Raw genomic sequence first — 21,919 nt, 5'->3', positions numbered from 1 at the left:
CCGCTCGGCTGCGCAGCAGTCGCAAAACCGGACGATGCGGTTTGCCTGAAGAAATGCAGGGCCTGCTGCGCAGGCCAGCGGGAGCAAGCTCCCTCGCCACAGGGGGCGGGTGTCAGGAAATGGAAGCGTGCTCGCGATGAAATCGACGCGGATCCAAAGGAGAACGCCCGCCCGCATCGCCAAAAAACCTCCCTCCTACAGCCCTCACCTACACCGCTCTATCCAGCCACGAATCCTTGCGCCTTTGCCTACAACTACGCCAGAATCCGCCCGCTTGTGCGCCTTGTTCCGGGGTTCTATTGTCTTCCTGCCACTGCCCATCAGTGGTCGGGTTTAGTAGCCCGAGGTAATCGAAGTTGTACAAGCGCGTCTCAAACAGGGCCCGACTCTGTTCTTGATGGTGGCTGTACGCAGGGCGCTCAGGCGCGCCGGCTTCTTCGGTTCCCCGGTCTACTAACCTGCGTACAGCTGCCACCCCATTGTTTAGTAGCTTCGGGGTGTCGGCATCACATCAGGAACCGAAGCTTATGTTCAAAATTACCCCGAATCCGCCGGAAGCAGATTCCACCTCTACATCCGCACAATCCAAAGCCAAGAAGCAAGACGAAACCACCAAACGCGTGCTTGATCACTACTTGTTACCGAAACCGGATAAATCCCAAGACGACCCCAAACCGGGCCAGCTATTCACCGTCGTGAGAGGCCTCGATAACGAATGCCTGCTCGCTAATCTCAGTGAAACCTTAGCTTCAGCCGATGCCATGGCTGCTGATCTGGCGTTCGACCTGAAAGGCTCGCGGCGTCATTTTGCGCTGGGGATTCAGCAGTTGATTGAGCTGAGCTCGTTGTTGGCGAATCAGGTATTGGATAATGTGGAGCCGGGGCGGTAGGTAGGCTGTTCCCAACGGAAAAACCCGGCGTTCTGCGTCGGGTTTTGGTGCGTTCATCCATAGACGTGGACGAGTTCTCTCTAAACAAGAACTCTTCCAACAACAACCGCTCCTCACCTCCCACACAGCGCTTTTAGCGAAAGGCTGAAAACGGCCAGAAGGCATCCTTCGCACGTTTCTATGGAACTTGGGGCAGTTTATTTCTGATTTTGCAGCGGGTATGACAGACACCGATTTTTTTGGACACCTTTCGAGAAACAATGTGGCGATTCGACGGTTCAGAATCGGAGATGAGATTGCGTTGTTCCACGTCTTTTACTCTGCCATTCACGATATTGCGTCAAGAGATTACACCCACGATCAAATCGAAGCCTGGGCTCCTGCTGATCTTGATCCGAAGCTCTGGGCGAATCATCTTCGAGATCTCCGTCCGTTCGTGGCTGAGATCGACGGCGAAATAGTAGGCTACGCCGACATTCAACCGAACGGTTACATCGACCATTTTTTTGTGTCGGGTAATCATCCCCGGCGGGGAATAGGTTCTTTATTAATGAATCGCATTCATGAAAAAGCCAAGTTGCTTGGAATCAGCGAGCTTACTTCTCATGTCAGCAAAACGGCTGAACCATTCTTTGTATTGCATGGTTTTTATGTCGTAGAGCGAGGATTTCCGATCCGTCGGGGTGTAACGCTTCAGAATGCGTTGATGCAGAAAAACCTGAAATGCGGCATATGAATATTCGGTAGAGGGGCAAGTGGCCACTTTATTTCTGATACACGTGGGATGCAATTTCGCAAACAGGACTTTGGGTGAGTCACATTCACTGGAAACTGGATGTCAGCATCACTGGAATACACCCCCGCCGTCAGGCATGGATTAGCGGCTAGCCAGGCAGGACGCACCGACCGCTGTCGCCCGGCGTAACTGCGACATGACGTTCCCCGCAGTAATCACCGCCGTAGGCGATATGGGGCAACTGCTCGCGGCCAGCGCCTCTGCGACCCAGGTATTGCAGGTATAAAACAGCGAATAGCTACCCTCGGCCTGGTAGAACCGGCTCTCTCCATACAGGCCAGGCCCGAGCACCACCAAGGTGCCCGTCGCTGAACGGGTGAAGGTCCCGGCCACGAACGCGAGCAGTCGTTGGTAGCCGTCCTCCGTCACCCGCACTTCGATGACCTCGCTTGCGGCGAAACGCCGCCTGGGGTCCCCGTCAATCTTGACCACATGCAGCACGGTTGCCGTCGACCCGAACAAGGCTCGCAGGGCGAGGCTCAAGGTGGCCTGTGGGGCTCGGTAAAAATCCTCGTCACCCCAACCGAACTCAACAAAGTCGCCGTCGCTAAACGCTTCGGCCAGTGCGGGAAGCACCTGAAGTAGATCGGAGCGCGCAATGACCAACCCGGTATGCAGGCCATGATTCACTATATAGAAGGACCGCCAATCGCCACCCTCGCCCCTCGGCGGGTCCGACGCGGTAGCGCAGCCGAACAGCGTGAGGACCAGGGACAGCACTACAATGCGCATACACAAGGGCTGGAGGCTCGCTAACGAAACGTGGGAAAACCCCAGCGGGGTTGGCGCTGGATCTCGGCCAGAAGCAACCATGGCGCTTAGATGCTCAAAGCAGCGATACACCACAAGGTATCTCAGAGACCAAGCCTAGCATTCAACGCTTGGGGCACTCGCCAACGTTCTCCCTGTAGAGCTGAACGATGGCCTTCTAAATGTCACCAGCGCAGGGACTGTGTATTTCCAGCACATCAATCATCTCTGTCCTAGTTGCGCTAAATAGGCCTAGACAGGGGCTTGGTAATTTTTTGTGAGCGCTTCGCACTCAAGCGGGAGCAAGCTCCCTCGCCACGGGGTTTGAGTTGTTAGGTGTGAAAGGGGACCTTTTCTGTAAACCCACCTCGGATTCATCTGCCCAGGGCAATACCTGCACATCCGATCAAGAATTAGAAATGAGACCTGTGTCCACAGGTCTCACCGTCGTCACCTCATCGGCCACAGACGTTCTTGGTTAACGTCTACAAGGCCTTTTCGGCGTTGAATCCGTCAGCGTTTTCAAACACGCCCATAAAGCCTGGGACGGTCGATTCACGCGCCCAATCGCGCTGGAGTTCGCAATACATCTGCACGCGACTGATCAGTTTCGCCCCCGCTTGCTCGATTCGCCGTAACGCGGCTTCGTGCGCGGCAACGGATGTACCGCCGACAGCATCAACCGGCACGTAGACTTCATAACCTTCCTGTATGGCATCGAGTACCGGAAAGGTCAGGCACGCTTCAGTCCAGAGCGCGGTCATGATGAGTTTGCGGCGGCCAGTGGCTTTAACCGCCTGTTTGAACTCGACGTCCTCCCAACTGTTGATCGATGTCCGATCGTAAGTAGGCAAATGTCCCAGTACGTTCTGCAACTGCTGAATGGGCGGTTTGTTGCGACCGGTAGCGACATTGACCGTCGAATGGATAATCGGAAGGTTGTAGTTGATGGCCGCCTTGGCCACGCTCGTGATGTTGAACACCAATTCGTCACGCGGCATCGAACGGATCGAGGACACTTGGATGGGCTGGTAGTCGATGATGATCAGCGCCGAGTTTTCAGGCGACAAGAGGTGGTCGGTCAGAGGGTTGCGGATTGCCTCGCTTGTCATTTGCTGCTCCTGCTTCTAGTTGTCATTTGCGTGTGGACGGTTCAAGCGCTCGCTTTTGGATGGGCGAGCGGTTGAGGTCTGCACTGCGTTGAAGGTGATTCATTTTCCGGACGACCTGTCATAGAGAGACAGCGTCACCAGGAAGCAGGATTGTGCTGTTGCGTCACTTGACCCAGTAGTAGCATCTCGAGGCTTTCTGTGTTGCAGAATGAGGAACGCTGATTTTGGATATCGAAGCGCTGCAAACCTTTGTAGAAGTCGCTGATGCCGGCGGTATTTCGCCTGCGGCCCTCCGGCTAGGCGTATCCAAATCGATCGTCAGCCGCAGGCTGGTGCGGCTGGAGGCGGAACTGGGTGTCCAGTTGCTGGCGCGGACCACTCGCGGGGCCGCCCTCACTGAGGCTGGAACCACTTTTCGCGAGCATGCGGCCAGGGTCTGCGCCGAGATCGACATAGCAAAGGAAACGATGCTGCCCTCCGGTCCCCTTCGCGGTCGGTTGCGCATTGCCGCCCCGCTTTCTTTTGGGCCGACTCACTTTGCGCCGATGCTGGCGCAAATGGCCCGCCGTCATCCCTTGCTTCATATTCAGACCAGCTACAGCGATCGCTTCGTCGATCTGATCGCCGAAGGTTTTGACTGTGCGATACGCGTTGGCTACCTGCCGGACTCAAACCTGATTGCAAGGGGTATCGGCCCGATTTATACGAAGCTCGTCGCCAGCCCCGGTTATATCAGCGCCCATGGCGCACCTGAATCGCCCGAGGAGCTGTCCGCACACGAGGCGCTCATGCAGGGCACCGAATCCTGGCAGTTCATGGATGGCGACAAGGTGGTTACGGTTCGTCCGCAGGGGCGCTTCAAGGCTGATAACGGCATCGCTCTGGTCGCCGCCGCCGTCGCAGGGTTGGGGGTTGCCTATCTGCCGGATTGCCTGACCTATGAAAGCGTGAGGTCGCAGGCGCTGGTGCCCATCATGACCCGGTACCCACCGCCTCCGGCAGGTGCCTATGTTGTCCGCCCACCGGGGCTCCATCCGGCTCGCAAGATCCACGTACTCACAGAACTGTTGATCGAGTCGTTCGGGCAGTCTCCGCACTTTGCAAAGCCGGCAAGCGGTGCCTGAGGACTTCCCACTGTGGGATGGCGGCGGTGTCCCGGAGAACCTTGAGCAGGCAATCCTAGGAATAGGGGGACAGAATTACTTCCAGAAAATAAGTCCCCTTTTTTACTCAACGATACTTCGCTCACCCACAACCCAGATGCCTCTCAATCAACCTCGCCACCTCATCTGCGTGAGTAAAACCCAGGTCATGATCGGCCCCAGAGAAAACGTGTAGATCCGCATGGGGTAACAACTCAGCAAGGCGCTGGCCGACGCGAACGGGGCTGATAGGATCAGCGTCTCCCCAGAGGAGGAGCACCGGCATGCGCAACTCGGCCAACCGGAGCGTGAGGTCGGTGCGGTCGTCGAGAAACCACCTCGGCAGCGTCGGGTTGGCGGCAGCAAAATCCGCGCGCCAGTCCTGCGCGTCCAGATCAGACATATCCACTCCGCCAGAGGTGACGGTCAGTATCAGGTGCGTGATCAGTTCGGGGCGCTCAAGCGCCGCAAGCACGGCGACGATACCGCCCATGGACTGCGCCACCAGCGCTGTGGGCCGGTCGATCTCGGCCAGCACGCGAGTCGCCAGGTCTTCCATGCCGGCTATGCCAGGCACGGGCGGAGTGTCTCCAAAGCCGGGCCAGCCGATATGGACCTGCCGCGCTGGAAGGGTCAGGCGTTCGGCAACCGGATGCCAGAACCGGGTGTTACCCGAGGCGCCAGGTAGGAAGAGCAGTTTGGTGGGGGATGCAATCACGGGTTCGGTCCTTGAAGGTGGGATTGAAAGAGTTGGGAATATGGGGATTTATTTTTTGATATTCAGCCCTCTTCTCATCTTCAGCCAACCGACTCAAACCGCCGCCGCTTCATGAACAATCCCATCCCTATCGCCACGGCAAAAACCGACAGCAACCCCAGATCAAACCCCAACAAACGGCTCTGACCTGCCACAACGCAGCCAACCTCGCCCGCCGCCACCAACATTACTCCCAGCCACGTGCGCAGCAGATACGGCTTGAGAAACCGATCGAGCAGAAAGGACAACACCGAGGCCATGACCAGAGGGTAATTTCGGACATGTGCGTAAGCGTCTGGCGATGTCACCTGCCTAACTGAATATCACCCATGTCACAACTCCGTTCGTCCTGGTGCTCCGATCTCCTCCATAAAATCATCTAGAAAACTATTGAGACGCGCATGCCTAACCGCTGCCACCCGAGCACCTTCGGCTGTCTGGAATCCCGAAGCAAGTTTGAGTAATTTTGTGTGGAAATGCTCAATGGCGAAACGTTTGTCTTGATACTCCCTGCCTACGGCTTCGGGATTTGTAAAATCGTACAGCGCAGAGCCCATTCGCCCAGAAATGTAGAAACAGCGTGCGACTCCCACCATGCCGATGGCGTCTAATCGGTCACTGTCCTGAAGAATTTTGGCCTCTAGCGTGCGGGGCTCGAAGCCTGCTGAGAAGCTGTGGGTCTTTACCGCGTGAGCAACTAGCTCAATTCGCGATGTAGACCAACTCATACGTTCCAAAATAGAGGCGGCTTTCTTGGCCGAAAGCGTTGATGCTTGCGCTCGTAATGGAGAGTTTTTCTCGACTGCCACACAATCATGCAAAATGGTTGCTGCGAGCAATGCTTCTAAGTCCCCACCTTCTTTTTCCTGTAGCCGCCGAACATTTATCCATACTCGGTGAATATGAGAAAGATCGTGAGATCCGTCCGTGCTGTCCTCGGGTAGAAATGCGAGTAAGTCGGACGCTAGGCTCTGGTAAGGAAAGAATGGCTCATCAATCATTTCAAAACTCCGGCAAGGTATAAGAATGAGGGGACAGATTATTTTCTGATATTCCGTCTGGCCCCTTCTTCTCAGTCAACCTACTCAAACCGCCGCCGCTTCATGAACAATCCCATCCCTATCGCCACGGCAAAAACCGACAGCAACCCCAGATCAAACCCCAACAAACGGCTCTGACCTGCCACCACGCAACCAACCGCACCCGCCGCCACCAACGCCACGCCGAGCCACTTGCGTAGCAGATAGGGCTTGAGGAACCGATCAAGCAGAAAGGACAACACCAAGGCAATGACCAACTGAGTAATTTCGGACATGTACGTCTCCGGTCAGGCCTTGATGATCAATGTCGAGAGGGTGCGTTGCGGGCCGATACCGCCGTTGACCTGCGCCTCGATGCTGACCAGTACGTCGCCAGCATGGTAGGTGGGCAGGATTTCATTGGCGTACATGCGCACACCGGCCCCTACAGATGCCGCCACGTAAGAGGGCGCCACGGCCTTGGCGGCGGCAGTGAAGGCCGTGGCTGAAAGGTTGGCAATAGTGGTGCGTTGGGCATTGAGGGCATCGCCCTGTTGCCTGGTCAGCGGTTTGGAGATGCCGATCATCATCACGCACGGCAGACTCTTGGCCAGCATCTTGTCGTACACCTCGACGACCTTGTAGTTGACTTCATAGTGGGCGCTTTTCGCCTCGCCAAAATGCAGCTCACGCAGGCGTCCGCGTTCGCTGTCGGTGAGGGTAATCTGCGAGACGTTGAAGACGATCCCGTGATTGCCCATGTATTGGAAATTCCCTTCGAACTTCATCGCCCGCATCCTTTTGGGGTAAAGGTGGCGATTCTCTCCAAGGGGCGGATTGGATTCAAATCATTTCAGCTTGGTGGATCGGGAAGCGGGGAATGCCGGTCAGTTTAGCCACAAACCTGTGGGAGCAAAGCTTGCTCGCGTTTGGGGCAGGTCAGTCGACAACGGGTCTGGCTGATCTACCGCTATCGCGAGCAAGCTTTGCTCCCACAGGTTTTGCGCCGTCTGAGCTTTTAGCGGATCGACAGTGGATTGGGGGGTGGACTTTTTTATGAGTGCTTCGCAATGAAAACCCGGCCTCCTGCGCCGGGTTTTTCGGCTCTTCTCGAAGCAACTAACGGGTGAACGAACCAGGCTTTTTGGGTCAGTCGACCCGCTTTACGCGATCACCCTTTGGAACTGGCCTGCGCCGCTTCAATGATCAGCTCCGCCACTTTCCCCGGGTTGGACGTCATCACCACATGGGAGGCGCCTTGGACGGTGACGGTCTTTTTCGAGCCAGCGCGTTCGGCCATGAACTTCAGGGCGGCCTCGGGAATGTTTTTGTCCGCCGAACCGTAGATGAACCAGGACGGCAGTTTTTTCCAGGCCGGGTCGCCCGACGCTTCCTTCAAGGCAGCCTCGCTGATGGGACGTTGGGTGGCAGCCATCAGCGCGGAGTCGGCTGCCGGAACGTCGGCGGCAAACTGTTGGCCGAATTTGTCCTGCTGGATGTAGAGGTCCTTATTGCCGTCGTCCAACTGCACCGGAGCGGCCAAGGTCGGCCCAAGGGTGCCGCCAGGGTAACGACCGGACAGTTCGATGGCGGTTTCGCCTTTGTCCGGCGCGAACGCCGCGACGTAGACAAGCGCCTTGACCCGGGGGTTGTCGTGCACTGCGTTAGTGATCACGGCCCCGCCGTAGGAGTGACCCACCAGGATCACCGGGCCAGCGGTCTGCTCGACGATGTCGGTAACATAATCGGCGTCCTGCTTTACCCCGCGCAGCGGGTTAGCCGCTGCAACAACCGGGTAACCCTGGTTCAGCAACTGAGCGGCAACCCCATTCCAACTGGACGATTCGGCGAATGCGCCATGCACCAGCACGACGGTGGGCTTGGCGGCGTCGGGTTGCGCGGCGGCGCTATGGAGTGATGTCAGTGCCAGTCCAGCGGTGAGGGTGACGGCCAAGAGCGATTTGATAGTGCGCATGATCATTCCTTTTCATTTATTGGAGGGTGCGATGGGCTTACTGGCCCAGGAAGTCCAACAGATCCTGGTTGAGGCGGTCCTTGTGGGTGTCGGTCAGACCGTGTGGCGCGCCCGGGTAGACGATCAACTCGGCGTTCTGCACTAGCTTGGCGGCAGCATGGGCGGAGGCTTCAATCGGGACGATCTGGTCGTCGTCGCCGTGCACAATCAGTGTCGGCAAGTCGAATTTGGCCAGGTCGGCGCGGAAATCCGTCGCCGAGAACGCCGCGATGCAGTCATAGGTGTTTTTGTGACCCGCTTGCATGCCCTGCACCCAGAACGAATCGATCAGCCCTTGGGAGACTTTCGCCCCGTCGCGGTTGAAGCCGAAGAACGGGCCAGAGGCGATGTCGCGATACAGCTGCGAGCGGTTGTCCAGTGAGGCCTGGCGCAGGCCGTCGAACACCTCGATCGGCAGGCCGCCTGGGTAGTCTTCAGTCTTGAGCATCATCGGTGGAACGGCGCTGATCAGTGCGGCCTTCTTCACCCGATCGGTACCGTGGCGGCCGATGTAGCGGGTGATTTCTCCACCACCGGTTGAGAAACCCACCAGGGTGACGTCGTTAAGGTCCAGGGTGTTGATCACAGCGGCCAGGTCATCGGCATAGTGATCCATGTCGTTACCCTCCCACGGCTGGCTGGAGCGGCCATGGCCGCGGCGGTCGTGGGCGATCACCCGATAGCCTTTGTCCGCCAGGAACAACATCTGAGATTCCCAGCTATCCGAATTCAGCGGCCAGCCATGGCTGAAGGTGACCACTTGCCCATCTTTCGGGCCCCAGTCTTTGTAGTAGAGCTGTACGCCGTCCTGGGTGGTGATGTAGCTGCCGGCCTGGGCTGGATGGACTGCCTGAGAGGTATGGGTGCTAGGGCTCATTTTCGCTTCCTTGATGTCGGCAATCGGGATGATTGCTTCTGAAAAATCTAATGCAGAGATATGTCGCGCTTGAGAAAGCCGCTTCGCTTGTTCCGGACCGCTATGCTGGGCCGCTCGTCTGGATGATCAGGAGGCGAGCGCTGCCCGGCGCATCGACGCTTGCCTGGCTTGGCTGCGTTTGTTGGCCATAGCCAGCTTGCCGACCAGTCGGATCGCCACGGCGGCGCAGATGAGGCCGAAAGGCAGCACGTACCAGTCGCTCATCGGGATACGTTTGAAGTTGGAGAAGGCAAATACAGCGGCGATGACCCACATGCCGGTGACATGCAATGTCTTCCATGCCTTGGGTCCCAGCAGTCGGGCGGGCGCTTTGAATGAGGTCATGGCCATCAGCAGGATGAAGGCGTAGGCGGTCCCACCCGGGATGTTGTTGGCAACGGTGCGGGCTGGCCAGAACTCGGTATTGAGCTGCCCATACCCGTAGATCAGCACGGCATGTATCAGGTGGGAGAAGGCAAAGGCGAGGCCGATGAAGCGCCTCTCGCGAACCAGTGTCTTGGAGAGCGGTGAAGGCACCAGTACGGCAAACGCCGACGCGGTGAACGCGATCAGAAACAGTGCGAAGGAAGAACGGGCGGTGGCGCGGATGGCGCTGCGCAGGCCCTCGACAAGGTCGGGTTGTGCCGCGACGGCCGCGATGCTCATCGCCACCACCAAGGCTGCAATCAGGCCGAACAGCTGCCAGCCTTGAGGGCGGTAGGATTGGGTATTCATGACAAGGTCTCCTTACGTCAGGGCTCGCCAAACGGGGTCCGATGGCGATTCGATGGGGAGAATTCTTGCAAGGGGATGTATACCGGCTATGTTCGGCAACCGGCGGTTATGCGTTGTTTTGAGTCTGCGAAGGCGCTGGATACAGTGGCTTACAAATGCCCCTGAATCCGAACGGTAGCGGCTGCACTAGACGTGCAGCCAGCGCGGCCTATCGGTCGAGGCCGAAGTTGAGGGTCACGCAAAGACCACCGCCATCGCGGTTGCGCAGGCTCAGTGAGCCACCAACCGCGACGGCCAACTGCTGAGCGATGGCAAGGCCCAGGCCGGTGCCGCCTGTGCTGCGGTTGCGTGAGCTTTCTACCCGATAGAACGGCTTGACCACCTCGGCCAGGACCTCCTCAGGAATGCCCGGGCCACGGTCAAGGACATCGATCGAAACGCCAGCGCTCGTGTCGCGGCGGATTTCCACCTCGGCGGTGCCGGCGTACTTCAGCGCGTTATCCACCAGGTTCACCAGAATACGGCGCAAGGCATGGGGACGTGTCTCGATGATCGCGCCGTTCTTGCCGCGCAGGCTGACCTCACGACCGGTGTCCTGGTAGTCGCACACCAGACTGTCGAGAAAGGAGTCCAGACTGATGCGGCAGCTGGCTTCAGTCGCACCGTGGACACTGCGAGCATAGGCAACACCTTCGCGCACCAAGTGCTCGATTTCGTTCAGGTCGTTGCCCAGTTTGTCCTTCTCCAGCGAGTCGTCCATGAACTCGGCGCGCAGCTTCATGCGCGTGATGGGCGTCTGCAAGTCATGGGAAATGGCCGCCAGTAATTGCATGCGTTCTTTCAGGTAAGCGGCGATGCGCGACTGCATGCTGTTGAAGGCCCGGGCGGCGTAGGCCACTTCACGTGGGCCGGTTTCATCCAACTGAACGGGATGTGCGTTCGGGTCGAGATTTTCGACCGCCTCGGCCAGGCGGCTGAGGGGGCGTATCGCGATGCGCACGGCAAGCCAGGTGCAACCGATCATCAACACCAGCTGACCGAACAGGACAAAGGGCAACCAGGGCGACAACGGCTTGACCGACGGGCGCACATCGATGGTGACCGGGCTGCCGTCAGCCAGTCGCACCTGGGCCTGGAAATGCTGACGTGGACCCGGGATTTCGACAAAGGTCAGGTCATAGTTGCGGCCCAGCGCGACTTGAAGTGACTGCGCCGCCGTCGCCGCGAGATCGTTCGAGGCGAGTGGAATGCCAGGATCATGTTCGCGCAGCAAATAGTCATAGTTGCGCCGCTGCAGACGTTTGGTCCACTCCGGGCGCTCGGCGGCAGGCAGACGGTCGAGGATGGCGATGGAGGTCGCCGTGTCGTGTTCGAAGTTGCCCAACATGGCGATCTTGGTGCTTTGGTAGCGTTCGTAGTACTGGGCTGCGAACGTCAGGGACTGGGCGAGGATCAGACCGACAAGGAACACCAGCCACAGCCGCGAGGCCAGCGTGCGAGGCCATTGCAAGGCGAGTTTCATGCTTGCTCCTCAAGCATTTCGACGGCAAAGGTAAAGACGTAGCCTTCATTGCGCACCGTCTTCAAGTAGACCGGTTCGCGCGCGTCATCCAGCAAGCGCTGACGCACGCGGCTGACCAGCAGGTCAATGGAACGGTCGAAGATGTCCGCGTCACGGCCCTGGGTCAGGTTGAGCAACTGGTCGCGACTCAGTACCCGCTGAGGATGATCGAGAAATACCCGCAGCAGCCGGTACTCGGCGCCGCTCAGGGAAACGAGCGTGTCGTCTTCATCCAGCAGATGGCGGGCGGTGGTGTCGAGGCGCCACCGACCGAACTTGAGCAGGCGGCCGCTTTCGCTGACGACAAAGTTGGGCGGCAGCATGCGGGTACGCCGAAGCACAGCGTTGATGCGCGCGAGCAGCTCCCGGGCCGCGAAGGGCTTGGCCAGATAGTCGTCGGCGCCCATTTCCAGGCCAATGATGCGGTCGGTCTCGTCGGTGCGAGCCGTCAGCATCAGCACGGGTGTCGCCTTGTGCTTTCCGGCGCGCAGTTCGCGGCACAGCAGCAGTCCGTCATCCCCCGGCATCATGATGTCGAGCACAATCAGATCCACCTGGTTGGCTTCGAGAAAGGCCCGCATCTGGCGGCCGTCCGCGACCACGGTGGTGCGCAGACCATTCTTCGTCAGGTAGTTGCCGACCAGCTCCCTGATCTCCCGATCATCATCCACGATCAATACGTGATCGACATGTTCCATGCCCTGCTCTCCGAAATGCGCGCATCTATTGCGCAGTGTGGCGATGCTCTATTGCAGCTTGGCAGCGCACCGCCGTTCAGCTTCTCCAGCCCGGATCAAGCCAGAGCCAGGCAAAAAATAGTGGCGATTGTATCGCTCTGTATCGCAATCCACCTCAGATACGTAACCCATCCAACCGAGGCATTTCTCGACACAGCCGAGATACCTCACGGGCCTTTAATGAGCGCCATCGAGACAACACGAATCGCCTCGATGACACCATCGAACTCATTGAAGGGAAACGACCATGAACTTGAAAAACATCGCTACTGCTTGCCTGATGACGGCCCTGAGCGCCGGCGCATTACCCGCCATGGCCCAGGACAAATCAGCAAGCAAAACCTACGCCTACGGCACCCATCTGGACATTGAAAAAGTGCTCTCGCTGACCGAAGACAGTGGCCAGACCTGCGGGTTGGTGAATGCGCAAATCACCTACCTCGATTCAATGGGTGAACAGCGAGCCCTGACGTACCTCAAGCAGGCAGCCAATTGCAACAATGAAGGGGGCTGAGGGGAGGCTCAGGGATGGCGATCCAGTTTTTTGAGGAACACAGTCATTTCCTTTTCCGCCTGTTTGTCGCCGTGGGCGCGGGCGGCTTCCAGGCCTTGTTCCCAGGCCTGGCGGGCTGCCGGTAGATCGCCTTGGCCTTGGTGGGCTTTGCCCAACAGTTTCCACGCCGCTGAATACTTGGGGTCGAGTTCGACGCAGCGTTGGAAGTGTTCGGCGGCTCGGGCGAATTCGCCGAGGTCCAGATAGCCCTTGCCCAGGCCGAAGCGCAGCAGTGAGTTATCCACACCCTTGGCGAGCATTTTTTCCAGGGAGTCGAGCATGGCGGGCTTCCTCGGTGGTGTCAGTGATTGATCTGTTGGCCGTTGGACCGCCTTCGCGAGCAAGCCCGCTCCCACAGTAGATCTTTGTTGCTCACAATTTTCGTGAACAACACCAGACCCTGTGGGAGCGGGCTTGCCCGCGAAGGCGAACGATCAGGCATCGCAGATTCCGGATCAGAAGAAACTCAACCCCACATGGAACAGCTTCTCGACGTCGCGAATGTGTTTTTTGTCCACCAGGAACAGGATCACATGGTCGCCGGTCTGGATCATGGTGTCGTCGTGGGCGATCAGCACTTCTTCGTCGCGGATGATCGCGCCGATGGTGGTGCCGGGCGGCAGGCCGAGGTCGCGGATGGCCTTGCCGATCACTTTGCTCGACTTGGCATCGCCATGGGCAATCGCCTCGATGGCTTCGGCGGCGCCGCGGCGCAGGGAGTGCACGCTGACGATGTCGCCGCGGCGCACGTGGGCCAGCAAGGTGCCGATGGTTGCCAGTTGCGGGCTGATGGCGATGTCGATCTCGCCGCCCTGGATCAGGTCGACGTAGGCCGGGTTGTTGATGATGGTCATCACCTTCTTCGCCCCCAGGCGCTTGGCCAGCAACGACGACATGATATTGGCTTCGTCGTCGTTGGTCAGGGCCAGGAAGATGTCGGCGTCGGCGATGTTTTCTTCCAGCAGCAGGTCACGGTCCGAAGCGCTGCCCTGCAGTACCACGGTGCTGTTCAGGTTGTCCGAGAGGTAGCGGCAACGCGCCGGGCTCATCTCGATGATCTTGACCTGATAACGGCTTTCGATGGCTTCGGCCAGACGTTCGCCAATCTGCCCGCCACCGGCAATCACGATGCGCTTGTTTCTTTCGTCGAGACGGCGCATTTCGCTCATCACCGCGCGAATGTTGGCCTTGGCGGCGATGAAAAATACCTCGTCGTCCGCTTCGATCACCGTGTCGCCCTGGGGCAGGATCGGCCGGTCACGCCGGAAAATCGCCGCGACCCGCGTTTCCACATTGGGCATGTGTTCGCGTAGCTGGCGCAGTTGCTGACCCACCAGTGGCCCGCCGTAGTAGGCCTTGACCGCCACCAGTTGCGCCTTGCCTTCGGCAAAGTCGATCACTTGCAAGGCGCCGGGGTGTTCGATCAGGCGCTTAATGTAGTTGGTCACCACTTGCTCGGGGCTGATCAGCACATCCACCGGAATCGCTTCGTTGTCGAACAACTCGGCGCGGGTCAGGTAGGCCCCCTCGCGCACCCGGGCGATCTTGGTCGGGGTGTGGAACAGCGTGTGAGCGACCTGACAGGCCACCATGTTGGTTTCATCGCTGTTGGTCACGGCCACCAGCATGTCGGCATCGTCCGCACCGGCCTGACGCAGCACGGTTGGCAAGGAACCACGGCCTTGGACCGTGCGGATGTCGAGACGGTCGCCCAAATCCCGCAGACGTTCACCGTCGGTGTCGACCACGGTGATGTCGTTGGCTTCACTGGCCAGATGTTCAGCCAGCGAACCGCCGACCTGCCCTGCGCCGAGGATGATGATTTTCATCCGGTCACTCCTATCGAATCGGTTTTAACCGCGTGCGGCGGCGATCTTGATCAGTTTGGCGTAGTAGAAACCGTCATGTCCGCCCTCCTGGGCCAGCAACTGGCGGCCATGGGGCTGCTTGAGGCCGGCGTTGCTGGCGATGTCCAGCTCCCGTGCGCCCGGCGTACGAGCGAGAAACGCTTCGATCACTTCGGTGTTCTCGGTCGGCAAGGTCGAACAGGTGGCATACAGCAGCATGCCGCCGACTTCCAGGGTTGGCCATAGTGCGTCGAGCAGTTCGCCCTGCAACGCGGCCAAGGCGGCAATGTCGTCCGGCTGACGGGTGAGTTTAATGTCGGGGTGACGACGAATCACACCGGTGGCCGAGCACGGCGCGTCCAGCAGGATGCGCTGGAACGGCTTGCCGTCCCACCAGGTGGCGGTGTCGCGGCCGTCGGCGGCGATCAGCTCGGCGTCCAGGCCAAGACGTTCGAGGTTTTCCTTCACGCGCACCAGGCGCTTGGCTTCCAGGTCCACCGCCACCACGCCGGCCAGCTTCGGCTCGGCTTCAAGGATGTGACAAGTCTTACCGCCCGGCGCGCAGCAAGCGTCCAGCACCCGTTGGCCGGGTGCCAGTTCCAGCAGGTCGGCAGCCAGTTGCGCGGCTTCGTCCTGGACGCTGATCCAACCGTCGGCAAAGCCCGGCAGAGCGCGCACATCGCCAGGAGTTTCCAGCACGATACCGTCGCGGCTGTACTGGCACGGGATGGCCGGGATGCCGGCCTCGCCCAGCAAGGCCAGATACGCATCGCGGGTATGGTGACGCCGGTTGACCCGCAAGATCATCGGCGGATGGGCGTTGTTGGCCGCGCAAATGGCTTCCCATTGCTCGGGCCAGAAGGCTTTCAACGATTTTTGCAACCAGCGCGGGTGGGCGGTGCGCACCACTGGGTCGTGTTCCAGCTCGGCCAGCAGGGTTTCGCTTTCCCGTTGGGCGCGGCGCAGCACGGCATTGATCAGGGCCTTGGCCCAGGGCTTTTTCAGCTTGTCGGCGCAGCCCACGGTTTCGCCGATGGCGGCGTGGGCCGGGACGCGGGTGTAGAGCAGTTGATAAAGCCCCACCAGCAGCAGCGCTTCGACGTCAGCGTCGGCGGCTTTGAACGGCTTCTGCAGCAACTTGGCCGCCAGGGCCGACAACCGTGGCTGCCAGCGGGCGGTGCCGAACGCTAGGTCCTGGGTGAAGCCGCGATCACGGTCGTCAACCTTGTCCAGTTGGGTCGGCAGGGAACTGTTGAGGGAGGCTTTGCCACTGAGGACGGCGGCAAGTGCCTTGGCGGCGGCCAGACGCGGATTCATGAAGCGTCCGCCGCTTGGCCCAAATGAGTGCCGACGGCAAATTTCTCACGACGGCTGTTGTACAAATCGCTGAAGTTCAGCGCCTTGCCGCCGGGCAATTGCAGACGTGTCAGGCACAACGCTTGCTCACCGCAGGCGACGACGAGACCGTCCTTGCTGGCGCCGAGGATTTCACCCGGAGCGCCCTGCCCTTCGGCATGGCTGGCGGCCAGCACTTTCAGCGCCTCGCCGTTCAACGTGCTGTGGCAAATCGGCCACGGGTTGAAAGCACGGACCAGGCGCTCCAGCTCGACGGCCGGGCGGCTCCAGTCGATGCGGGCTTCGTCCTTGTTCAATTTGTGTGCGTAGGTGGCAAGGCTGTCATCCTGCACTTCGCCTTCCAGCGTACCGGCGGCCAGGCCGGCAATGGCCTGGACCACGGCGGGCGGGCCGATGAGCGCGAGGCGGTCGTGCAAAGTGCCGCCGGTGTCTTCGGCGCTGATGGGCGTGCTGACCTTGAGCAGCATCGGCCCAGTGTCCAGGCCGGCTTCCATGCGCATCACCGTTACACCGCTCTCGGCGTCGCCGGCTTCCACGGCGCGCTGGATCGGCGCCGCACCGCGCCAGCGTGGCAGCAGCGAGGCGTGGCTGTTGATGCACCCCAGACGCGGAATATCCAGCACCACTTGGGGCAGGATCAGGCCGTAGGCGACCACCACCATCAAGTCGGGCTTGAGGGCGGCCAATTCGGCCTGGGCCTGAGCGTCCCGCAGGGTCGGCGGCTGCAATACCTGGATGTGATTTTCCAGGGCCAGTTGCTTGACCGGGCTGGGCATCAGTTTTTGCCCGCGGCCGGCCGGCCGATCCGGCTGGGTGTAGACCGCGATGATTTCGTGGGGGCTGGCCAGCAGGGCCTTGAGGTGTTCGGCGGCAAACTCGGGAGTGCCGGCAAAGACGATGCGCAGTGGCTCAGTCATGGGAAGCTCTCAGTTACAAAGCAGTCGCAAAAAGAAAAAGGCTTGCCGCGGCAAGCCTTTGAAGGGGGGCATCAAGCATTCTGGCGATGAAGCTTTTCCAGTTTCTTCTTGATCCGGTCACGCTTGAGGGTAGACAGGTAATCCACGAACAGCTTGCCGTTGAGGTGGTCGCATTCGTGCTGGATGCACACCGCCAGCAAACCTTCGGCAACCAGTTCATAAGGCTGGCCGTCGCGGTCCAGGGCTTTGATCCTGACCTTTTGCGGACGGTCGACGTTTTCATAGAAGCCCGGCACCGAAAGACAGCCTTCCTGGTATTGGTCCATCTCGTCGGTCAGGGTTTCGAACTCGGGGTTGATGAACACCCGGGGCTCGCTGCGGTCTTCGGAAAGGTCCATTACGACGATACGCTTGTGCACGTTGACCTGGGTCGCGGCGAGGCCGATGCCTGGCGCCTCATACATTGTTTCAAACATGTCATCGACCAACTGACGCACTTCGTCGTCCACTACGGCCACCGGTTTGGCGATCGTGCGCAGGCGCGGGTCCGGAAATTCGAGAATGTTCAAAATGGCCATAAGCTTGATAAATGCACGTGTGAGGTAAAGTCGGGTGGCTGGCCTGGCGTGTCTTGGGATGCAGGCTACCGTTGTAAAACGTTGCTCCTCAAATCACGGAGCGAGCCACGGGGGCTCTGGCGTTTTACGCGAACGCACATAATAAAGGGATTCACCGCATGAGGAAATCACTACTCGCCCTGCTGCTTCTGGCCTCGGCCGGTATCGCGCACGGGCAAGTGCAACTTCGGGAAGGTTTTCCCCAGCAATACACGGTGGTGACAGGGGACACGCTGTGGGACATCTCCGGCAAATACTTGCGTGAACCGTGGAAATGGCCCGAACTCTGGCAAGCCAACCCACAGATCGAGAACCCCAACCTGATTTATCCCGGCGACACCCTGTCGCTGGTCTACGTCAATGGCCAACCACGGCTGACCCTCAATCGCGGCGCTTCTCGGGGCACCATCAAGCTGTCGCCGCGCATTCGCAGCTCGCCGGTGGCCGACGCGATCCCGAGCATCCCGCTGCAGGCTATTAACAGTTTTTTGCTGAGCAATCGCATCGTCGACGCGGCCGAAGATTTCGACAAGGCGCCCTATATCGTCGCCGGCGATGCCGAACGGGTGCTCAGCGGCACAGGCGACCGGATCTTTGCCCGCGGCTCATTCGACGCGAACCAGTCGGCGTATGGCATCTTCCGGCAGGGCAAGGTCTACACCGATCCCGAAACCAAGGAGTTCCTGGGCATTAATGCTGATGACATCGGCAGCGGTGAAGTCGTTGCCACCGAGGGTGATGTCACCACGCTTGCCTTGCAACGCACCACCCAGGAGGTACGCCTGGGTGATCGCCTGTTCAGTGGCGAAGAACGCTCGATCAACTCGACGTTCATGCCCAGCGCACCGACATCGGACATCAACGGGCTGATCCTCGATGTCCCCCGCGGCGTCACCCAGATCGGCGCCCTGGATGTGGTCACCCTGAACAAGGGTCGGCGCGACGGGCTGGCCGAGGGCAATGTGCTGGCGGTGATGAAGACCGGCGAGACCGTACGCGACCGCATCACCGGCGAGCAGGTGAAAATCCCGGATGAACGTGCCGGCCTGCTGATGGTTTTTCGCACCTACGACAAGCTCAGCTATGGCCTGGTGTTATACGCCTCACGCTCGTTGGCGATCCTCGACAAGGTGCGCAACCCATAACGGCTCTCACAAGTTACCAACAGAGTTATCCACAGCTTGTTCCCGTTTCGACGGGGCTTGTAACGATCAAGGATGATCCATGTCATTGCCTGAATCTGCTTCGGTTTCCCCTGCGGAACTGGAGGCCCGCCTGCGCCTGCACCGCTTGCCGGAACTGGGGCCCAAACGTTTCATGACCCTGATTGAGGCCTTTGGCTCGGCCTCCAAAGCCATCAGCGCACCGGCCAGCGCCTGGCGAGCGCTGAGGTTGCCGGCGGCATGTGCCGAGGCCCGGCGCAACCCGGATGTGCGTGACGGCGCCGCCCACGCAATGGCTTGGCTTGAGGCTCCGGCCCAGCATTTACTGATGTGGGACCAGCCCGACTACCCCGCGCTGCTGGCGCAGATCAGCGATGCGCCACCGCTGTTGTTCGTCGCCGGCAACGCGACCATTCTGGAAAAACCACAGTTGGCGATGGTCGGCAGCCGCCGGGCATCGCGTCCGGGCATGGACACCGCCGCGGCGTTTTCCCGAAGCCTGGCCGGGGCCGGTTTTGTCATCACCAGCGGCCTGGCCCTGGGCATCGACGCGGCGGCCCATCAGGCGGCGCTGGATGTGGGTGGGCAAACAATTGGCGTGCTGGGCACCGGGCTGGAAAATTTTTATCCACAGCGCAATCGTCGGCTGGCGGACGCGATGATCGCCCAAGGCAGCACGGTGCTGTCGGAGTTCCCGCTGGACGCGCCGCCCCACGCCAGCAACTTTCCGCGCCGCAACCGGATCATCAGCGGTTTGTCCCTCGGCGTGCTGGTGGTGGAGGCCAGTGTCGCCAGCGGTTCGCTGATCACCGCACGCTTGGCGGCCGAACAGGGCCGCGAGGTGTACGCCATTCCGGGGTCGATCCATCACCCCGGCGCGAAGGGCTGTCATCAGTTGATCCGCGACGGCGCGGCGCTGGTGGAAACCGTGGAGCACATTCTCGAAGCATTGCGGGGTTGGCAGCAGTTGCCGTTGTCCATGGAACCGGCGCCCGTCACCCATCCGTTGTTGCGTTTGCTCCATGCCGCTCCGCTTGGCAGCGAAGCGCTGGCCGCTGCCAGCGGCTGGAGCTTGCCCAAAGTACTGGCGGCGCTGACTGAGCTGGAAATGGAGGGACGGGCGGTCTGTGACAATGGGCGCTGGTTTGCGCGCTAGGTTTTATGAGGAAGATCGGTAAACTGCGCACAGCCTTATTTGCGTTGTGGAGAGTCTTTCATGGTCAACAGTTGGCGTGTGCAACAAGCCGCGCGAGAAATTCGCGCCGGGGCGGTGATTGCCTATCCAACCGAAGCGGTCTGGGGCCTGGGCTGCGACCCGTGGAACGAAGACGCGGTGGAACGCTTGCTGGCGATCAAATCGCGGCTGCCCGACAAGGGTTTGATCCTGGTGGCTGACAATATCCACCAGTTCGACTTTCTGTTCGAAGATTTCCCCGAAACCTGGATGGACCGTATGGCCAGCACTTGGCCGGGGCCCAACACCTGGCTGGTGCCGCACCAGAATCTGCTGCCGGAATGGATTACCGGTGTGCACGACACGGTTGCGCTGCGGGTCAGCGATCATCCCACCGTGCGGGACTTGTGCTCACTGGTGGGGCCGTTGGTGTCCACCTCGGCCAACCCTCAGGGCCGCCCGGCGGCGCGCACGCGGATTCGCGTCGAGCAGTATTTCCGCGGGCAGATCGACCTGGTGCTGGGTGGCAACCTGGGTGGGCGCAAGAACCCCAGTGTGATTCGTGATCTGGCGACCGGGAAAGTGGTGCGGCCGGACTGATACCGCGTCATCGTTCATCGCGGGCAAGCCTTGCTCCCACAGGTGGGAGCGGGGCTTGCTCTCACAGGTGGGAGTAGGGCCTGCTCTCACAGGTTTTACTCTGTGGGAGCAAGGCTTGCCCGCGATGAGGCCATCAGAAACACCCTGTCATTCAGGGCAAAAGAATGGTCGACCCCGTCGTGCGCCGCGCCGACAACTCGGCCTGGGCCTTGGCCGCTTCCGCCAGTGGATAACGCTGGTTGATATCCACTTTGATCTTGCCGCTGCTGATCATGCCGAACAGCTCATCGGCCATGCGCTGCAGGTTCTCGGCGTTATTGGCGTAGGTCGCCAGGGTCGGGCGAGTGACGTACAGCGAGCCCTTCGCCGCGAGTATCCCGAGGTTCACGCCCTCCACCGCACCGGAGGCATTACCGAAACTCACCAGCAGGCCACGGGGCGCTAAGCAGTCCAGGGAGGTCAACCAAGTGTCCTTGCCAACACCGTCATAGACCACCGGGACTTTCTTGCCGTCGGTCAACTCCAGCACACGCTGTGCGACGTTTTCCTTGCTGTAGTCGATGGTTTCCCAAGCACCGTGGGATTTGGCGATGGCGGCTTTTTCCGGCGAGCTGACGGTACCAATCAGCTTCACGCCCAAGGCCCTGGCCCATTGGCAGGCCAAGGAGCCCACGCCACCGGCGGCAGCATGGAACAGAATGGTTTCGCCACCCTTGAGTTCATAGGTCTGACGCAACAGGTATTGCACGGTCAGGCCCTTGAGCATCACGCCGGCCGCCTGTTCGAAACTGATGGCTTCGGGCAAATGCACCAGGTTGGCCTCGGGCAACACATGCACGTCGCTGTAGGCCCCCAGCGGACCGCTGCCATAAGCTACCCGGTCACCGACCTTGAACCGCGTAACGTCTGAACCGACGGCCTCGACCACACCCGCCCCCTCGGCCCCCAAGCCCGACGGCAAGGCCGGTGGCGGGTAAAGACCGCTGCGATAATAAGTATCGATGAAGTTCAGGCCGATCGCCTTGTTGCTGACCCGCACCTGCTGCGGGCCCGGCTCGGCAGGCTGGTAGCCCACGTACTCGAGCACTTCGGGGCCGCCGTGGGAACTGAACTGGATACGTTTGGCCATCTTCACTTTCTCCTTGCCGTGGACTTTTTACCAAGCCTGCTATCGGACTCCTAAGCTTGACCTTCGTCAACTGTGGCGTGGGCAAGTGCGGTGGTATCCTGTGCGCCCATTTGCCACCGGCCCGCTGCAAGCCG

Annotated in this window: 25 protein-coding genes; 7 read left to right on the top strand and 18 right to left on the bottom strand. The window is 60.0% G+C overall.

Features of this window, described 5'->3' with window-relative positions; all coding sequences use genetic code 11:
* Positions 1 to 527: 527 nt before the first annotated feature.
* Together HU811_RS01695 and HU811_RS01690 are read left to right on the top strand one after the other, a co-directional pair.
* Entirely contained in the window at positions 528 to 890 is a 363-nt protein-coding gene (locus tag HU811_RS01695) for a DUF6124 family protein (RefSeq protein WP_186653479.1), read from the top strand.
* 220 nt (positions 891 to 1,110) lie between these two features.
* Positions 1,111 to 1,626, top strand: coding sequence for a GNAT family N-acetyltransferase (locus HU811_RS01690; RefSeq protein ID WP_189673950.1), 516 nt, complete (start codon positions 1,111 to 1,113; stop codon positions 1,624 to 1,626).
* 141 nt (positions 1,627 to 1,767) lie between these two features.
* Here the strand turns inward: HU811_RS01690 and HU811_RS01685 are convergent, their stop codons facing one another.
* The gene (locus HU811_RS01685; protein WP_225248360.1) at positions 1,768 to 2,418 is read right to left on the bottom strand and encodes a DUF2459 domain-containing protein; all 651 of its coding nucleotides are present in this window, start codon (positions 2,416 to 2,418) and stop codon (positions 1,768 to 1,770) included.
* 503 nt (positions 2,419 to 2,921) lie between these two features.
* Entirely contained in the window at positions 2,922 to 3,548 is a 627-nt protein-coding gene (locus HU811_RS01680; protein WP_092458019.1) for a hydrolase, read from the bottom strand.
* 224 nt (positions 3,549 to 3,772) lie between these two features.
* Between HU811_RS01680 and HU811_RS01675 the strand changes: the two genes are divergently transcribed.
* Entirely contained in the window at positions 3,773 to 4,672 is a 900-nt protein-coding gene (locus HU811_RS01675) for a LysR family transcriptional regulator (protein ID WP_186653475.1), read from the top strand.
* A gap of 121 nt (positions 4,673 to 4,793) precedes the next feature.
* On the opposite strand, the gene HU811_RS01670 is transcribed toward HU811_RS01675, so the two are convergent.
* The 10 genes from HU811_RS01670 to HU811_RS01625 form a co-directional block, all read right to left on the bottom strand.
* A complete protein-coding gene (locus tag HU811_RS01670; RefSeq protein ID WP_186653474.1) occupies positions 4,794 to 5,408 on the bottom strand; it encodes an alpha/beta fold hydrolase in 615 nt (204 codons plus the stop codon).
* 80 nt (positions 5,409 to 5,488) lie between these two features.
* A complete protein-coding gene (locus HU811_RS01665) occupies positions 5,489 to 5,707 on the bottom strand; it encodes a hypothetical protein (RefSeq protein WP_186653473.1) in 219 nt (72 codons plus the stop codon).
* Positions 5,708 to 5,779: 72 nt separating this feature from the next.
* A complete protein-coding gene (locus HU811_RS01660) occupies positions 5,780 to 6,448 on the bottom strand; it encodes an HD domain-containing protein (RefSeq protein ID WP_186653471.1) in 669 nt (222 codons plus the stop codon).
* An 80-nt stretch (positions 6,449 to 6,528) separates the two neighbouring features.
* Positions 6,529 to 6,762, bottom strand: coding sequence for a hypothetical protein (locus HU811_RS01655; RefSeq protein ID WP_186653470.1), 234 nt, complete (start codon positions 6,760 to 6,762; stop codon positions 6,529 to 6,531).
* 12 nt (positions 6,763 to 6,774) lie between these two features.
* Complete coding sequence (locus tag HU811_RS01650; RefSeq protein ID WP_186653469.1) at positions 6,775 to 7,254, bottom strand: hypothetical protein; 480 nt, start codon at positions 7,252 to 7,254, stop codon at positions 6,775 to 6,777.
* A 383-nt stretch (positions 7,255 to 7,637) separates the two neighbouring features.
* Positions 7,638 to 8,441 (bottom strand): alpha/beta fold hydrolase, encoded by an 804-nt coding sequence (locus HU811_RS01645; protein ID WP_186653468.1) that lies wholly within the window; start codon positions 8,439 to 8,441, stop codon positions 7,638 to 7,640.
* Between the two features lie 37 nt (positions 8,442 to 8,478).
* Positions 8,479 to 9,357, bottom strand: coding sequence for an alpha/beta fold hydrolase (locus HU811_RS01640; protein WP_186653466.1), 879 nt, complete (start codon positions 9,355 to 9,357; stop codon positions 8,479 to 8,481).
* A gap of 126 nt (positions 9,358 to 9,483) precedes the next feature.
* The gene (locus tag HU811_RS01635; protein WP_186653464.1) at positions 9,484 to 10,131 is read right to left on the bottom strand and encodes a ferric reductase-like transmembrane domain-containing protein; all 648 of its coding nucleotides are present in this window, start codon (positions 10,129 to 10,131) and stop codon (positions 9,484 to 9,486) included.
* A 208-nt stretch (positions 10,132 to 10,339) separates the two neighbouring features.
* Entirely contained in the window at positions 10,340 to 11,653 is a 1,314-nt protein-coding gene (locus HU811_RS01630) for an ATP-binding protein (RefSeq protein ID WP_186653463.1), read from the bottom strand.
* Positions 11,650 to 12,390 carry a response regulator gene (locus HU811_RS01625; RefSeq protein WP_186653462.1) on the bottom strand — a complete coding sequence of 247 codons (741 nt, stop codon included), beginning with the start codon at positions 12,388 to 12,390 and terminating at the stop codon, positions 11,650 to 11,652. The genes HU811_RS01630 and HU811_RS01625 overlap by 4 nt, the downstream gene beginning before the upstream one ends.
* A gap of 286 nt (positions 12,391 to 12,676) precedes the next feature.
* Between HU811_RS01625 and HU811_RS01620 the strand changes: the two genes are divergently transcribed.
* Complete coding sequence (locus HU811_RS01620; protein WP_186653460.1) at positions 12,677 to 12,943, top strand: DUF2790 domain-containing protein; 267 nt, start codon at positions 12,677 to 12,679, stop codon at positions 12,941 to 12,943.
* An 8-nt stretch (positions 12,944 to 12,951) separates the two neighbouring features.
* Here the strand turns inward: HU811_RS01620 and HU811_RS01615 are convergent, their stop codons facing one another.
* The 5 genes from HU811_RS01615 to def form a co-directional block, all read right to left on the bottom strand.
* Positions 12,952 to 13,263 (bottom strand): tetratricopeptide repeat protein, encoded by a 312-nt coding sequence (locus HU811_RS01615; protein WP_047229821.1) that lies wholly within the window; start codon positions 13,261 to 13,263, stop codon positions 12,952 to 12,954.
* 174 nt (positions 13,264 to 13,437) lie between these two features.
* A complete protein-coding gene (trkA, locus tag HU811_RS01610) occupies positions 13,438 to 14,811 on the bottom strand; it encodes a Trk system potassium transporter TrkA (RefSeq protein ID WP_092399743.1) in 1,374 nt (457 codons plus the stop codon).
* Between the two features lie 24 nt (positions 14,812 to 14,835).
* A complete protein-coding gene (rsmB, locus tag HU811_RS01605; RefSeq protein WP_092399741.1) occupies positions 14,836 to 16,146 on the bottom strand; it encodes a 16S rRNA (cytosine(967)-C(5))-methyltransferase RsmB in 1,311 nt (436 codons plus the stop codon).
* The gene (fmt, locus tag HU811_RS01600; RefSeq protein ID WP_186653458.1) at positions 16,143 to 17,102 is read right to left on the bottom strand and encodes a methionyl-tRNA formyltransferase; all 960 of its coding nucleotides are present in this window, start codon (positions 17,100 to 17,102) and stop codon (positions 16,143 to 16,145) included. The genes rsmB and fmt overlap by 4 nt, the downstream gene beginning before the upstream one ends.
* Positions 17,103 to 17,173: 71 nt before the next feature.
* Complete coding sequence (gene def / locus HU811_RS01595; RefSeq protein WP_092458005.1) at positions 17,174 to 17,680, bottom strand: peptide deformylase; 507 nt, start codon at positions 17,678 to 17,680, stop codon at positions 17,174 to 17,176.
* 158 nt (positions 17,681 to 17,838) lie between these two features.
* Here def and HU811_RS01590 point away from each other — a divergent pair, with 158 nt between their 5' ends.
* From HU811_RS01590 to tsaC, 3 genes are all read left to right on the top strand, one after another.
* Positions 17,839 to 18,864 carry a LysM peptidoglycan-binding domain-containing protein gene (locus HU811_RS01590; RefSeq protein WP_092399735.1) on the top strand — a complete coding sequence of 342 codons (1,026 nt, stop codon included), beginning with the start codon at positions 17,839 to 17,841 and terminating at the stop codon, positions 18,862 to 18,864.
* Between the two features lie 79 nt (positions 18,865 to 18,943).
* Positions 18,944 to 20,038: a DNA-processing protein DprA gene (dprA, locus tag HU811_RS01585; protein ID WP_186653456.1), complete on the top strand. Its 1,095-nt coding sequence runs from the start codon at positions 18,944 to 18,946 to the stop codon at positions 20,036 to 20,038.
* Positions 20,039 to 20,098: 60 nt separating this feature from the next.
* The gene (gene tsaC / locus HU811_RS01580) at positions 20,099 to 20,656 is read left to right on the top strand and encodes an L-threonylcarbamoyladenylate synthase type 1 TsaC (RefSeq protein ID WP_092399731.1); all 558 of its coding nucleotides are present in this window, start codon (positions 20,099 to 20,101) and stop codon (positions 20,654 to 20,656) included.
* Between the two features lie 151 nt (positions 20,657 to 20,807).
* Here the strand turns inward: tsaC and HU811_RS01575 are convergent, their stop codons facing one another.
* On the bottom strand, positions 20,808 to 21,785 hold the full coding sequence (locus HU811_RS01575; protein WP_186653454.1) for an NADPH:quinone reductase: 978 nt from the start codon (positions 21,783 to 21,785) through the stop codon (positions 20,808 to 20,810).
* Between the last annotated feature and the right edge of the window lie 134 nt (positions 21,786 to 21,919).

Origin of the sequence: Pseudomonas tehranensis, assembly GCF_014268615.1 — a bacterium.
Taxonomy (GTDB): domain Bacteria; phylum Pseudomonadota; class Gammaproteobacteria; order Pseudomonadales; family Pseudomonadaceae; genus Aquipseudomonas; species Aquipseudomonas tehranensis.
The sequence above is the reverse complement of the archived record's forward strand: the minus strand, read 5'-3'. Positions and strand labels throughout refer to the sequence as shown.

Coding starts and splice junctions, on each gene's coding strand:
- HU811_RS01695 (WP_186653479.1), top strand. CDS start 528: ATGTTCAAAATTACCCCGAATCCGCCGGAAGCAGATTCCACCTCTACA.
- HU811_RS01690 (WP_189673950.1), top strand. CDS start 1,111: ATGACAGACACCGATTTTTTTGGACACCTTTCGAGAAACAATGTGGCG.
- HU811_RS01685 (WP_225248360.1), bottom strand. CDS start 2,418: ATGCGCATTGTAGTGCTGTCCCTGGTCCTCACGCTGTTCGGCTGCGCT.
- HU811_RS01680 (WP_092458019.1), bottom strand. CDS start 3,548: ATGACAAGCGAGGCAATCCGCAACCCTCTGACCGACCACCTCTTGTCG.
- HU811_RS01665 (WP_186653473.1), bottom strand. CDS start 5,707: ATGGCCTCGGTGTTGTCCTTTCTGCTCGATCGGTTTCTCAAGCCGTAT.
- HU811_RS01660 (WP_186653471.1), bottom strand. CDS start 6,448: ATGATTGATGAGCCATTCTTTCCTTACCAGAGCCTAGCGTCCGACTTA.
- HU811_RS01655 (WP_186653470.1), bottom strand. CDS start 6,762: ATGTCCGAAATTACTCAGTTGGTCATTGCCTTGGTGTTGTCCTTTCTG.
- HU811_RS01650 (WP_186653469.1), bottom strand. CDS start 7,254: ATGAAGTTCGAAGGGAATTTCCAATACATGGGCAATCACGGGATCGTC.
- HU811_RS01645 (WP_186653468.1), bottom strand. CDS start 8,441: ATGCGCACTATCAAATCGCTCTTGGCCGTCACCCTCACCGCTGGACTG.
- HU811_RS01640 (WP_186653466.1), bottom strand. CDS start 9,357: ATGAGCCCTAGCACCCATACCTCTCAGGCAGTCCATCCAGCCCAGGCC.
- HU811_RS01635 (WP_186653464.1), bottom strand. CDS start 10,131: ATGAATACCCAATCCTACCGCCCTCAAGGCTGGCAGCTGTTCGGCCTG.
- HU811_RS01630 (WP_186653463.1), bottom strand. CDS start 11,653: ATGAAACTCGCCTTGCAATGGCCTCGCACGCTGGCCTCGCGGCTGTGG.
- HU811_RS01625 (WP_186653462.1), bottom strand. CDS start 12,390: ATGGAACATGTCGATCACGTATTGATCGTGGATGATGATCGGGAGATC.
- HU811_RS01620 (WP_186653460.1), top strand. CDS start 12,677: ATGAACTTGAAAAACATCGCTACTGCTTGCCTGATGACGGCCCTGAGC.
- HU811_RS01615 (WP_047229821.1), bottom strand. CDS start 13,263: ATGCTCGACTCCCTGGAAAAAATGCTCGCCAAGGGTGTGGATAACTCA.
- trkA (WP_092399743.1), bottom strand. CDS start 14,811: ATGAAAATCATCATCCTCGGCGCAGGGCAGGTCGGCGGTTCGCTGGCT.
- rsmB (WP_092399741.1), bottom strand. CDS start 16,146: ATGAATCCGCGTCTGGCCGCCGCCAAGGCACTTGCCGCCGTCCTCAGT.
- fmt (WP_186653458.1), bottom strand. CDS start 17,102: ATGACTGAGCCACTGCGCATCGTCTTTGCCGGCACTCCCGAGTTTGCC.
- def (WP_092458005.1), bottom strand. CDS start 17,680: ATGGCCATTTTGAACATTCTCGAATTTCCGGACCCGCGCCTGCGCACG.
- HU811_RS01590 (WP_092399735.1), top strand. CDS start 17,839: ATGAGGAAATCACTACTCGCCCTGCTGCTTCTGGCCTCGGCCGGTATC.
- dprA (WP_186653456.1), top strand. CDS start 18,944: ATGTCATTGCCTGAATCTGCTTCGGTTTCCCCTGCGGAACTGGAGGCC.
- tsaC (WP_092399731.1), top strand. CDS start 20,099: ATGGTCAACAGTTGGCGTGTGCAACAAGCCGCGCGAGAAATTCGCGCC.
- HU811_RS01575 (WP_186653454.1), bottom strand. CDS start 21,785: ATGGCCAAACGTATCCAGTTCAGTTCCCACGGCGGCCCCGAAGTGCTC.